Raw genomic sequence first — 13,077 nt, forward strand, 5'->3', positions numbered from 1 at the left:
TTTCCCGCCTGCGCCGCATATCGCGGCCCGGCCTCAGCGCCCTTCGCGGCGCTTTCCCAAAAACCCGTTTATTGTGGCATAAACGCTGCGAATATCAAGGGGTTTGCTCAGATGACCGTCCATTCCACTTGCCAGGCTGCGCTCCTCGTCCTCGGTGAAGGCGTTCGCCGTCATGGCCAGGATGACCACGGTGCGCGCGTCCGAACGGTCCATCGCCCGGATGGCGCGGGCGGCCTCGTAGCCGTCCATGTCGGGCATTTGCACGTCCATGAGCACGAGGTCGAACCAGCCCGCTTCGGAGGCGGCGAACGCATCCACCGCCTCGCGCCCCGTGGAAGCCGTGTCCACGCTCGCACCGGCCATGTTCATGAGCTCCACGGCTATCTCCTGGTTCAGGGGGTTGTCTTCGACCACGAGGACGCGGGCGCCGGAGAAGTCGTAGGAGCCGGCTTGGCAGGCGACGGGCGCGGCGCTCCGCGTCTCGACCGGCTCGCAGACGACCTCCCGCTCGTCCCCCGCCTCCCCGAACGGCACGTCTACCGCGAACGACGAACCGTGTCCCGCCACGCTGGCCACGCGGATGCGCCCTCCCATGAGCTCGACGAAGCGCTTGGTGATGGCCAGCCCCAATCCCGTGCCGCCGTGCAGGCGGGCGACCGACGCGTCGCCCTGCTCGAACGAGCCGAATATCTTGTCCAGGTACTCCGGCTCGATGCCGCACCCCGTGTCGTCCACGGCGAACCGAAGCCACAGCCGCCCGTCCTCGCCGTCCTCCAACCGCTCGATGCGCAGCGTCACGCTGCCGCCCTCGGGGGTGAACTTGAACGCGTTGCCCATGAGGTTGTACACCACCTGGTTCAGCCGCAAGGGGTCGCCCACGACGCTCTCGGGCACGCTGCCCTCCACCACCGCGTCGAAGGAGATGCCCCGCTCGGCGGCCTGGGTGCGGAACACGGCCGCGAGCGAGCCGATGAACGTGGCCAGGTCGAACGCCTCGCACTTGATCTCTATCTTGCCGCTTTCTATCTTGCTCATATCCAGTATGTCGTTGATGAGCGACAGCAGGTGCTCCGAGGACAGCGTCACCTTCTCCAGGCACTCTCGCACCTTGTCGTCGTCGCCGATGCTTTCCAGCGCGATGGCCGTCATGCCCATGATGCCGTTCATGGGCGTGCGTATCTCGTGCGACATGCGCGAGAGGAAGTCGGTCTTCGCCAAGCTCGCCTGCTGCGCCTCGGCGAACGCGCGCTCGGCGCGGTCCTTCTCCTCCGCCAGAAGGCGCGTGCCCTTCCTGGCCAAGCGGTAGTACACCAGAAACGCCAGCAGGGCGAACAGCAGCAGGACCCCGCACACGATAGTCGCGTTCACGGTTATGGTGCCGCTCAGATCCCCGATGTCGCCTTCCACGGCGCTGCAGGGCATGACCGTGCAAATATACCATTCTGCCTGGTCGAGCGGTCGGAAGTACAGGTACTCGTCGCGGCCGTCGACGGTGATCGGAACGAGGGCGGCGTCGCCGTGCGCGAGCGATGCGCGGATGCCGGCCTCGTCGCCGCCCGGAAAGGAAACCCGCACGGAGAGCCGGTCGAACAGGCTGTCGCCCGGCTCGAGCTCGCTGCCCCCATCGCTCACCACGCATACGCCGTTCCGATCGATGACGACCGTGCGCGAGAAACCGTCGAACAGCGTGAGGTCGAGGCGGTCGCCCACGCCTTTGGCGCTGAACCCGCAAACGACCGCGACGGCCCGGCCGTCTCCCAGGCCCACCGGATCCATCTCCTCCTCGAGCACGATAAGGCCGTCGCACAGCGCGACCGTGCGCCGCCCGTCGACGTACGCGGGCAGCGTGCGGTCGCCTCCGTCGCAGAAACGCGTCGCCCCGTCGGCCACGACGTACCCGCCGTCGTCCATTTTGAGGGCGAGGAAGGAATAGTCGTCGCCGCGCGCCTGCGCGGTCAAATAGGCGGCGGCCTCCCCCCTGCTCCGGGGCCCCGCGGCCGCCAACCCGGTCGCCACGGCGTCCATTTGGCCGAACTTTCCCTCTACGCTCGCGTCGAAGCGAAACGCCATCTGTTTGCTCAGCTCCCCCAGGTACACGCTGCTCACGTTCGCCACGACGTCGTCGGTTGCCTTGCGCGTGGACAGCACGGTGTAGGACAGCAGGATCGCCACCGCCACGGCCACGGCCGCGACCGCGGCGACCGCGCGCTTGCGTTCGCGCGCGTCGAAATGCACGTTCATGCCGAAAGCCACCACCCGTCGTCTTCGTTGGAATCACGGCATTCTATCATCGAGGCCCGCACAGCCGTTCCCCGCCGCCCTACCGCTTGGCAACAGGTCGTCTACGGGAAGCCTCCAAGCGGGACCGTCGGCGCGCGGCGACGCGCGCGGGACCGCCGAGAAAGGGAGGCCCGACGGCTGGCGTGCGCCCGTCCAATCGGTTAGGATGGTTGCATTCGAGAATCGAGGAGCGAACGTGCAAGAGAAGAAGGACGCGCCGGCCGAAGGGCCGCGCACCGAGAGCGACCCCCGGCCCGGCAGCGTGGCCGTGCTCATCCCCTGCTACAACGAGGCCGTGACCATCGGCAAGGTCGTCGACGACTTCCGCCGCGTGCTGCCGGAGGCCACGGTGTACGTCTACGACAACAACTCCTCGGACGGCACCGGCGAGATCGCGCGCGGGCACGGGGCCGTGGTGCGCTCGGAGCGCCGGCAGGGCAAGGGCAACGTCGTGCGCCAGATGATGCGCGACATCGACGCGGACTACTACCTCATGGTGGACGGCGACGACACCTACCCCGCCGAGGCCGCGCCGGAGCTCCTGGCGCCGCTCATGTCCGACGAGGCCGACATGGTGGTGGGCGACCGCCTGTCCAACGGCACCTACGGCCAGGAGAACGACCGCGCCTTCCACGGGTTCGGCAACGATTTGGTGCGCGCCCTCATCAAGTGGATCTACGGCTTCGAGTTCTCCGACGTCATGACCGGCTACCGCGCCTACAACGCCGTGTTCGCCAAGACCATGCCCGTGCTCTCGCCGGGCTTCGAGATAGAGACGGAGCTGTCCATCCACGCGGTGGACAAGCGCTGGCGCATCGCCGAGGTGCCCATCGACTACCGCGACCGGCCCGAGGGCTCGGAGAGCAAGCTCGACACGTTCTCCGACGGCGTGAAGGTGCTGCTCATGATACTGTCGCTGTTCAAGGACTACCGGCCGCTGGCGCTGTTCTCCTGGGTGGCGCTGCTGTTCTGCGTGCTGGGCCTGGTCGCCGGCGTGCCCGTGGTGTGGGAGTTCGCCCAGACCGGCCTCGTGCCGAAGCTGCCGAGCGCGCTTCTGGCCGTGGCCCTGGAGTTCATCGGCCTGCTGTCGTTCTCGTGCGGGCTCATCCTGGACACCGTGGTGAAGGGCACCCGCAAGCAGTACGAGCTGCAGGTGACCGAGGCGTACCGGGAGCACGGGAGGCGCTAGGGCCGTCCCCGGCCGGATCCCTGCCATCGGCCATCCGCGCCGTTATCCGGGGCGGATGGCCGATGCTCGCCTTGGGCTGGTGCGTCGCCTCACGTCCATGCCGCCCCGATTCGCGTGCAATATGATAATCGATATCATCAACTATTTGCAGAGGTGAATAGTTGCAGAGACCCTCGCATAATGAAGGGTTCGACATAATGCACCCTATCAGCGGAAACAGGAGTTCGAAACGTAATTCATAGGTTACATGCCCGGCTCTAAAACGTGCCGGATCCTTCGCACGCCCGGGAAGGAAACCCGCCCGGCGAACCACCTCAGGCGCGGGATGCCGCGTAGGCCCGCGCGACAAGGTCGCGCAACGCGTCCACGTCGGCCGCTGCGAAGCGGTAGGTTGCCGCTTGGAGCCCGTCGCCATCCGGCCGCACGCGTTCCACGCGCACGAAGCGCAGCTCCACCTCGTCGAAGCCCTGCGACAGCAGCGCGTAGGCGTAGCACTGGGCCTGCAGCGCGTGCTTGTCCCTCACGCGCGCGGGGTCCTCGTCGTCCGAGCCGCCGGTCTTGTAGTCCACGACGAGCGCCGGGCCGCAGGGGTCGGGCCCGTGCGTGCACAGCAGGTCGATCTCGCCCTCCATGAGCGCGTCGCCCACCGCCACGACGAACGGGACCTCGGCGCGGCACAGCTCCCAGGCGAGCGCGTCCGCGAACGTCTCGCTGCCGAACCAGCGCTCGCAAGCGGCGGCGAGGCGCATGCGCTGCGCCGGCGAGAGCGCGAGCGAGTCGGCGATCGCCGCAAGGCGCGCGGAATCGGGCGCGGCGCCCGTCTCGACCGCGAACTGGGCGGCACGGTGGAACGCGCTGCCCAAGCTGGTGGCCTTGTCCGCGTCGACGGAGGGGCGGGCGGCCCTCCCGTCGCCTTCGCCGGAGTACGGAGCTTCGCCGCCGGGAGTCGCCGCATCGGGAGTCGACCCGGCGTCGGCATCCATCGCCTCGTCGCGCGATGGGGCGATGGACGTGTACGAGAACACGTTCTCGCGCAGCGGGCTCCAAGGACAGCGCGGCAGGGGGTCGTCGCCGGCGCTGCGGGGCACGGCGAAGGTCGCGGGTTCGGTGAAGGGCGCAGGCTCGGCGTCTTCCGCGACGGCCGCCTGCACGACGATGCGCTCGAAGCGCGCCGGCTCGCTGCCGCCGTACTCGAGCTCGGCCGTGCCCTCCGGGAAGTCGCCCGCGCCGCAGAGCGCGCCCCGCACGTCGTCCACGAGGTCGGGGTACGCGGCCGGCTTGCCCGCCGAGGGGGCCTTCGCGTCCATGGCCACCACCAGCGCCTCGCTCGCCCGGGTGAGCCCCACGTAGAGCTTGCGGCGCGCTTCGGCCAGCTCTTCTGCCGCCGCGCGGGCGCGCAACGCGGCGCGGTAGGCGTCCTGGGTGCACGACGGGACGCTGCGGCCGTCGCGGGAGGGTCCTTCCTCCTCCAGCAGGCGGCGGGCGGCGGCGAGGTCGGCGTCCTCCTCGTCCTCGAAGCCGCCGGCAGCCCGCTTCGCGACGTTCGGATACCCGTCCAGCGAGCCGCCGGCGGACAGCGACGCGCGCGCGGTCGCGCCGCACGTCTCCACGAGGAGCCTCCCCTGCCCCATCGCGGGCCCGGCGAAGTCGGCCAAGGCGACGATGGGGAACTCGAGGCCCTTCGACGCGTGTATCGTCATGATCTTCACCACGTCGCCCCCGCTGCCCGAGAGCGCGCCGGGCGCCTCCTTCATCCCCGCCGCGAGCTCGTCGGCGAAGGCGCGCGCAGCGCTTGCCAGGCCCAGATGCCGCTCCGCTTCCAGCCGTTCGATGAGGCGCACGGCCTTGAGCACGTTGGCCGCGCATGCCATCCCGGCCGCCCCCTGCCCCTCGAGCCGCGCCATCCAACCCGAGCGCACCACGGCGTCCTGCACGACGCGGGAAAGCGGGCGGGTGCGCACGTCGCGCTGGGCGCGCGCGACGAGTTCCACGGCGTTGGCGAGGCGCGGGGGAAGCCCGTCCGTCCGCTCGGACAGGCGCGCGAAGCCCTTGTCCAGGTCGCGACGGCGCAGCTCGCCCGTCTCGGCGTCCTCCTCGGTGGCCAGCTCCAGCAGGTCGTCGGCCGAGAGGCGCACCATGTCGCTCGTGAGCACCTCGAACAGCGCCGCCGTGTTCGCCGGGTTCGCCAACGCCTCCGCGAACCGCGCCACCACGCGCACTTCGGGCGCGTCGGCGAACAGCGACCCTCCCGTCACGGCGCATTCGAACCCCTCGTCGCGCAGCGCCTGGGCGTACACTTCGGCCCGCGACATCTTGCCCAGCAGCACCACCATGTCGCCCGGCGCGTGGCCGCACGCGCGCAGCGCGGCGAAGCGGCGGGCGATGGCGCGGGCGCAAGCGGCCTTCGCGTCGTCCACGGACACGCCGGTGCCCCGTCCCGCGGGGCGCATGGCCAGCACGAGGTCGATGCGCGGGCCGTCGCCGCGATACGTCGACCTCCGCCCGTCGCAGGGGGCGAGCGACATGAAGTCGTCGCCGAACACGTGGGGCTGCTCGAACACGCGGTCGACGAACGAAAGCACGTCGGCATGGCTGCGGAAGTTCTTCGTCAGCTCCACGTAGAGCGCGCCCACCTCGCTGGAGCGCATGGCGCGCTTGTGGGCCTCGTACACGTTCACGTCGGCCCCGCGGAAGCGGTAGATGGACTGCTGCGCGTCGCCCACCGTGCACAGGCGGCACAGCCCGGGCCCGGCCAGATGCGCGATGAGGTCGATCTGCAGCTGGCTCGTGTCCTGGAACTCGTCCACCATGACCAGCTTGAACCGATCGGCGTAACGGCGCGCCACGCAGGGATGGTCCTCGAAGGCGGCGAGCGTCTTCACCAGCAGATCGTCGTTGTCAAGCTTGCACGCGGCGCGCTTCTTGTCCTCGTAGCGGCGCGCCACGTCGCGCGCGAGCGCCAAAAGCTCGCAGGCTCGCGGCCAGGCCAGCGCCAGCGCGATGCTGCGGCACACGTGGGCGTGCACGTCCTGGTACGCGGCCACCCGCTCCTTCACGTCCGCGCCGCCGAACGTCTTGGGCAAAAACGCGCACGCGTCCACCACGGCCGCGAGGTCGCGCAGGCCCCCGCCCGGGCTCTCGACCAGAAACGCCCGCAGCGCCTCCGCGGCGTCGGCCGCCTGGCCGCGCGCCCGTTCGGCCGCCGCGCTCGTGCCACCCTGCTCGAGCGGGGCGGCCACGTCCTCGTACGCCAGCAACAGCTCGCGGGCGAGCGCGGCGGGGCGGGGCGGCTCCGGCCCCAGGTCGACGGCGTCCAAGCCGCCGCGCAGGCCCACGGCCTTGTCGAGCAGCGCCTGCAGCATCGAGGCCACCGAGGGGGCCGTGGGCAGCGCCGAGCGCGCGGGGAACTCGTCGAACAGCGCCGCGTACGAGCCGCGCTCGACGATGTCGTTGTCGGCGCCGAGCGCCTCGTCGATGCAGGCCGCCACGAGGTCCGCCCGCTCCGCGTCTCCCACGATGCCGAACGCCGGGTCCAGCCCCAGCTCGAGCGCATGGGTGCGCAGGATGCGGGCGCACATGCCGTGGATGGTGGATATCCAGGCGGCGTCCACTTTGAGGGCCTCCTCGCCCATGCCCTCGGCGCGCAGCGTGCGCTTGACGCGCGCCTTGATCTCGGAGGCGGCCTTCTCGGTGAACGTGATGGCCAGCACCTCGTCGATGCCCCCGGCGGCCGGGCCGCTTTCGGGCAGAAGCGCGTAGGCTATGCGCTGCGTGAGCGTGAACGTCTTGCCCGAGCCGGCACCGGCCGACACGAGCAGCGGCCCGTCCACGCGCTCGACGCTGGCGCGCTGGCCCGGCGTGCAGGTTTCCAGGTTCACCGGCTAGCGCCTCCTCTCGCACGCGAGCACCGGGCAGTAGCCGCACGGGTCCGCGCCGCGCGGGTCGGGGGCCACGAGCCCTGCGCCCATGCTGCGGGCGGCGGCGGCGACGCCCTCCTCCACGCGGTCGACCAGTTCGGCGAACGACGCCGCGCCGAGCGCCTCAGAAGCCGGCCCCGGCACGCCGCAGCCCTCCGCGTCGATGCCCGGCACGTCCCCCCCGCCCACGACGGTGCGGTCGAACGCCCCGGTCGCGCGTCCATCGCGCCCGTAGGACACGTAGAGCGCGCCCACGACCTCCAATCCCATCAGGCGGCGGACCGCCTGGGCGTACACGAGCGTCTGCACCTTGTGCGGCAGCACGGCGCCTCCCGCACACGGCGCGGGCGATGCCGAGGACAGCGCGTAGTCGGGCGAGAGCGACCCCTTGTAGTCGATGACGACCGCCTGGCCGCGCGCGTTCACGTCGACGCGGTCCACGCTGCCGCGCAGCGCGCAGCCCGCGTACTCGAACGGCTCCGTTCCGCCGAAGTCGAGCTCGAAGCGCGCGGGCGCGAACCCGGGCAGGAGGGCGCTCTCGCGTTCGAGGTAGGCCGCGAGCCTGCGCTCCAGGTCGTGCACCTCGGCTCGTTCGAAGGCCGTGCGGGGCACGAGCGGGTTCCGGCTGCGCTTGAGCTCGGGCTGGAACGCCAGATGACGGGCGAACGTCTCATGAAGAAGCTCCCGCGCCTCCGGCAGGTTCTCCGGCCCCACCTTCGCATGCCCCGCCTCGATGAAGTGCTCGTAGAAGCTCTTGAGCACGCCGTGCGAGAAGCTGCCCATCTCCAGCGGGCCGAAGCCGGCGTCGGGCTCGGACAGGCGCAGGCGCCTGAGCGAGAACCACTTGCACGGGCACTCGAGGTAGCTTTCGATGGCCGAAGGCGACAAGGCGGGCAGCGCTTCGGCCGCTGCGGCCGCGCCCGGCAGCACGACGCGGCAGCGTGCCGCAGGAGACACCTCCCCGCTCGCGGGCGCGTCCCATGCCACCGCGTCGGCGGGATCGCACCCCGGCGCGAGGTTCTCGTGCAGGGCGTCCTCGCCGGCGGTCTCGGCGAAGGACGCGAGCACGCCGGGCAGGCCCGTCGCGCGGTCGAGGTCGTCCGAACGCGCAGGGTCCGTCCGGTAGCAGTCGAGCAGCTCCTCGAACATGACGGCCGGGTAGGCGGCGTCGGCGTCCACCGTGTTCAGCGGGCGCTCGCACACCACCGCGTCGCGCGCGCTCGAAAGCGCGCGGAAGAACCGGCGGCGCGAGGCCGCGAGCGCGTCGGCTGGCGCGGAGAGCCCCAGCTTCTCCATGAGCAGCGTGCCGCCGTCCTCCACGGGGCGCACCGGGTACGCGGCGGCGACGAGGTCGCACGCGAGCAGCACCGCGCACGAGCACGGCGGGCGCTCGGCCGCGTCGTCGAGGCCCATGAACAGCACGGCGGGCTCGCGGTCGACCGCGCCGCCCCCGCCGGGCGCTGCGGCGTCCTCCCGAGCCCCCGCCGCCACCGACGAGCGCTCGAGCAACGGGAGCGCGTCGACGAGGAGCGTCTCCGAGCGCGCGCAGGCGGCCGCGAAGCGTCGGGCGCACGCGCACGCCGCGAGCTGCTCCGCACGGTACGCCTCGTCGAGGTCGACACGTCGGCGCAGGTAGGCCTCGAGCGCCTCGAGCGCCCCTTCCGCGTCGTCGCGCCCGAGCGCGACGAGCGCGTCGGAGGCGACCTCGCTCGCGGCGCGCAGGTCGGCCACGATGCGCGGGCGGTCGACCGTGCGGTCGCCGCGCCAGGCGGCGTCGAGGGCGTAGGCCGCGCGCAGGGGCACGCCCGAGAACGGGCTGAGCGCGAAGTCCGAAGCCTGGGACAGCCTCCACTCCCCTCCGCGGGCGAACTCGACGAGCGCCAAAAACGCGCGGCCGAAATCGGTTCGAGCGAACGTCGCGCGCGCCGCGACGGCCGAGGAGACGCCCCGCCGCGCCAGGCAGTCGGCCACGTCGGAGAACGTCGCCGCGGGCTCGCGGCAGGCCACGCACACCGGCAGCGGGTCCCGCCCCTGCGCCTCGGCGGCGGCGCGCTCCGCGAGGGCCGCGTCGGCGGCCGCGCGCGCGACGAGCGCGGGCGCGGCGTAGCGGCCGGCCGGCAGCAGGAAGCGCACGGCGCCCGTCGGCGCGAGCGCGGTGCCGTCGGCAGGCTTGAACAGCCGCGCCAACAGGTCTTCGAGTTCGGGAGCGCGCGCCGGGTCGCCGTCCGGAGCCCGGCACCCGTCGTCGACGCGAACCACGGGCGCGCGCTCGGAAAGCGCCTGGAGCAGGTGCTCGAAGGCGCAGCCGAGCTCATCGAAGCCCAGCGCCACCAGGGGAGGCACCGCAGGAAGCGCGCCGGAGAGCGCGCGGGCGGCCTCGGACAGCTCGCATCGGCCGCCCGCGCAAAGCGCCGAGGCGTAACGGGCGAGCGCGGCGAGCGCGGCACGCTCGCCCGTGCTCAGGTCGGCCGTCCGTCCGCCCTGTTCGCAGACGAGCCAAGGAAGGGCGTCGCGGGCAAGCGCGGCCACCAGGTCGACGGTGCCGGGCGTGGCCTCCAGGTTGCCGGCCTCGTCGGCACGCCCGCCGGAGCCCCCGAGGGCGCGGCGCACGAGCAGCGCCCGCTCGACGGGGTCCACGATGCGCCGCCCGTCGCCGAACAGCTCCCAGCGGTCCCCTATCCACGAGGGGAGCGTCTCCACGCGCACGCCGAGCGCGGCCGAAGACCGCGCGAGGGCGCGCCGCACGCGCGCGACGGCGGCCGGTGCGGGTACCAGCAGCACGGGCACGGCACCTTCGCGCGCGAACTCCGCGGCGATAGCCGTAGCGGCACGCAGGGCCGCGTCGGCGTTGTCGGCTGTTTCCATTCGATAGGGCATGCGCACTATTGTACCCGTGCGCGACGGGCGCAATGCGATAGAATGGCGGCCATGCAAAAGAACACCTTGAAATACGCGGCCTTCGTCTTCGTCGGCGGAGCCAGCTACGGCGTCATGGCGACGGCCCTGAAGCTGGCGTACGCCGACGGCTTCACCTGGCGGCAGACCGTTTTGAGCCAGGGACTCTTCGGAACCCTCATCTTCGCCGCCGCCCTGTTGGTGCTGGCGTTGGTCGGCAAGCGCCCCGTCCCGCTCACTCCCAAGCGCATCGCCGCGCTCTTGGGTCTGGGCCTGACCACCTGCACGACCTGCGTTCTGTACAACTTCGCGCTCACGAAACTCCCCGTGGCGGTTGCCATCACGCTGCTGTTCCAGTTCACCTGGATCGGCGTCGTGGTGCAGGTGGCAGCCACCCGAAGACGGCCGCATGCCGCCGAGCTGGCAGCCGTGGCCGTCATCCTGGGCGGCACCGTGCTGGCCAGCGGCCTTCTGTCGGAGGACCTCTCCGGCCTCGATCCGCTGGGCGTCGCGTGCGGGGCGCTGTCGGCGGTGAGCACGGCGGCGTTCATGTACCTGTCGAGCCGCATCGGCACCGACTTGCCTCCCATCGAGCGGGGCCTGTTCGTTTGCCTGGGAGCCTGCCTGCTGGGGCTCGTCGTCTGCCCCGACTACCTCGCCAGCGGCGCGTTGCAGGCCGGCATCTGGAAGTACGGCATCGTCTTGGGCATGTTCGCGCTGTTCATTCCCGTCATCGCGTTCGGCATCGGCACGCCGCACCTGCTGCCGGGCATCTCCACCATCATGGCCTCGGCCGAGCTTCCCTGCGGCATCATCATATCGGTGATCGTCCTCGGCGAGACGGTCGACGCGCTGCAGGCGGCGGGCATCGTCGTGATCCTGGCCGGCGTGGCGGTGTCGCAGCTGCCGAACCTGTTGAACGGCAAGAAGGCCGCGCAGGGCGGATAAGGGCGATGCGCCCGTTCGCCCGCATGATAAGCAGTGGAATCAGAAGGTGATGAAGTCTCTAACCTTTGCGCCGAGGGCTTCGGCGATACGGCACAGCACGTCGATGGTGACGTTTTTCGTGCCGTTCTCGATGGAAGAGATGTACTGCTTGCTGCCGTTGCCGATGGCGGAGGCCAGATCCTCCTGAGTGAAGCCCCGCTTCTCGCGGTGCTCCCGGATTTTCCTGCCAAGCATTTTTCTCTCATCGATTCCCATTTTCAGAGCATATGCGTTAGAATCATTATGGAGTCATCCCATGGGATGACTTAAAGATACTGAAGCCACAAGGTGATCGACCCGAAGGGCACGCCGTTGTCGCCAGGAGAAAACATGGGATTGGAACTACAGCTCGGCCCTGCACTTGAAGCGCGCGGACTGACCCTACAAGACCTATCGAACAGGACGTCCTTCGACCTGCCCACCTTAGAGGCAGTCGAACGGGGAGAATATCGCAACTACAGGATTACCACCCTCGAGGCCCTCTGCAACGCCATCGGATGCGAGGTCGGCGAGCTTTTCGCAAGCAATCTTTAAATTATAATCACAAGAGTCATGGACAAAATCATGGCCGTGGTTGATTCAGCCACGGAAAAGACGCGAACCGTTTTCTGCCATCAGGCTTTTTACCGGAACGCCCACCCCTTACGCGCATAAAATCGACCATAGATCCCAATTTTGTCCGCGGATTTTTGACCTCAATGATAAACCATCGCTGGTATAGCCCAGGTCGGCCCATCCTCCGCACCCTCCTCTGACACTTCGGAGGGCTCTTCCGCCTGACGGGAAGGCCTCTCGTCTCGTCCGATCGCAGCGATCCGCCTCGAAAAACACAGCGCGCATTCATAGGTATCAACGATGGATTAACTTAGAGCACGTGCCAAAATGGCAGAGATTTCGAGGTATGTGATCGCCTTTCGAACGCGAGCCCTCTTGAAGGCATGAGGGAAATTTCCGGAGCAGGCGAAACGCCGCCGCCTGTTCGCGCGTGGCCGGTTTCTGCGCGAGATTCGATCACATACCCCGGAATCTCTGCCATGAAGTCGCACCGCCGACCTACGTTGAACCGCCGTTGGCACGGCCCGGGTCGACCCGCCCGCCGCAAAGCGGCCGGCCTTCGCGAAAGCCCCCCCCCCGATTGGCGAGGAAGCCTGCCGTCCGGCCCTCTTTCGAGCGCTCTGATGCGCAGATGGCAAACATCGGCACGTGCCAACGGTGGGTTGACGCAGAGTCCTCGGCGCGACGCTTTCGCGGGTCGCCCCGGGGCGATCGGCATACGAGCCTCCATTAGCGAGGCGATGCGGATTGGGCTTCAGAATGCGCGTTTCATCTTACAAGCCCACAACGCGAAGAGTTTTGGGGAATGCAGCGAGCGAGGCGAAGGCGGTGCGAGAGCGACGGCGAGGAATGGGTGAGGGCGACGTGTGAGGGCGACGCAGAGCGCAGCGGAAGCGCGGAAAATTCGCTCTTGCAATGGCGCGCCTGCTTTGCAATAATGTTCAGGCTGTTCTCCGCAAGCGGGAACGCGCATCGTCCCCATAGTCTAGAGGTTAGGACGCGGCCCTTTCAAGGCTGAGACACGAGTTCGATTCTCGTTGGGGGCACCAAAATTTGATACCCGGCCACCCGCAAGGGGGTCGGGTATTTTCATATCGTCCCGCCTCGCGCGGGCACGGCTCGCCCGAGGGTTATAGGCCAAAATTTGTACCTTGAGTCTAATCGTAATCAATACGGTAGGGACCTGTTGTGTGAAGCTCGTGCCATGAGACTGCATTACCCCATCTAAGTATCGCTTCATCTCTTTCTTGGAGC

7 protein-coding genes and 1 tRNA gene are annotated in these 13,077 nt (G+C 69.4%); 4 read left to right on the forward strand and 4 right to left on the reverse strand.

The annotated features are described in order from the left end of the window. Positions 1-33: 33 nt before the first annotated feature. Positions 34-2,241 carry an ATP-binding protein gene (locus tag C1878_RS12490; RefSeq protein ID WP_114601964.1) on the reverse strand — a complete coding sequence of 736 codons (2,208 nt, stop codon included), beginning with the start codon at positions 2,239-2,241 and terminating at the stop codon, positions 34-36. A gap of 301 nt (positions 2,242-2,542) precedes the next feature. Here C1878_RS12490 and C1878_RS12495 point away from each other — a divergent pair, with 301 nt between their 5' ends. Beyond that, entirely contained in the window at positions 2,543-3,469 is a 927-nt protein-coding gene (locus C1878_RS12495) for a glycosyltransferase family 2 protein (RefSeq protein WP_241963732.1), read from the forward strand. Positions 3,470-3,783: 314 nt separating this feature from the next. Here C1878_RS12495 and C1878_RS12500 read toward each other — a convergent pair whose 3' ends face one another. Next, positions 3,784-7,347 carry an exodeoxyribonuclease V subunit beta gene (locus C1878_RS12500; RefSeq protein WP_114601951.1) on the reverse strand — a complete coding sequence of 1,188 codons (3,564 nt, stop codon included), beginning with the start codon at positions 7,345-7,347 and terminating at the stop codon, positions 3,784-3,786. A gap of 3 nt (positions 7,348-7,350) precedes the next feature. Further along, a complete protein-coding gene (locus C1878_RS12505) occupies positions 7,351-10,251 on the reverse strand; it encodes a PD-(D/E)XK nuclease family protein (protein ID WP_241963729.1) in 2,901 nt (966 codons plus the stop codon). 63 nt (positions 10,252-10,314) lie between these two features. Between C1878_RS12505 and C1878_RS12510 the strand changes: the two genes are divergently transcribed. Then, the gene (locus C1878_RS12510) at positions 10,315-11,229 is read left to right on the forward strand and encodes a DMT family transporter (protein ID WP_241963730.1); all 915 of its coding nucleotides are present in this window, start codon (positions 10,315-10,317) and stop codon (positions 11,227-11,229) included. A 39-nt stretch (positions 11,230-11,268) separates the two neighbouring features. On the opposite strand, the gene C1878_RS12515 is transcribed toward C1878_RS12510, so the two are convergent. After that, complete coding sequence (locus C1878_RS12515) at positions 11,269-11,463, reverse strand: helix-turn-helix domain-containing protein (protein WP_114601953.1); 195 nt, start codon at positions 11,461-11,463, stop codon at positions 11,269-11,271. Between the two features lie 93 nt (positions 11,464-11,556). Between C1878_RS12515 and C1878_RS12520 the strand changes: the two genes are divergently transcribed. Together C1878_RS12520 and C1878_RS12525 are read left to right on the forward strand one after the other, a co-directional pair. Then, entirely contained in the window at positions 11,557-11,802 is a 246-nt protein-coding gene (locus C1878_RS12520) for a helix-turn-helix transcriptional regulator (protein ID WP_147272943.1), read from the forward strand. A gap of 995 nt (positions 11,803-12,797) precedes the next feature. Then, a tRNA-Glu gene (locus C1878_RS12525) sits at positions 12,798-12,872 on the forward strand. Positions 12,873-13,077: the final 205 nt, after the last annotated feature.

Origin of the sequence: Gordonibacter sp. 28C (genome assembly GCF_003339845.1) — a bacterium.
Taxonomy (GTDB): Bacteria; Actinomycetota; Coriobacteriia; order Coriobacteriales; family Eggerthellaceae; genus Gordonibacter.

What these genes read in the sequence shown, in the direction of transcription:
- C1878_RS12490 (WP_114601964.1), bottom strand. Translation starts at nt 2,241, where the DNA reads ATGAACGTGCATTTCGACGCGCGCGAACGCAAGCGCGCGGTCGCCGCG.
- C1878_RS12510 (WP_241963730.1), top strand. Translation starts at nt 10,315, where the DNA reads ATGCAAAAGAACACCTTGAAATACGCGGCCTTCGTCTTCGTCGGCGGA.
- C1878_RS12505 (WP_241963729.1), bottom strand. Translation starts at nt 10,251, where the DNA reads ATGGAAACAGCCGACAACGCCGACGCGGCCCTGCGTGCCGCTACGGCT.
- C1878_RS12515 (WP_114601953.1), bottom strand. Translation starts at nt 11,463, where the DNA reads ATGCTTGGCAGGAAAATCCGGGAGCACCGCGAGAAGCGGGGCTTCACT.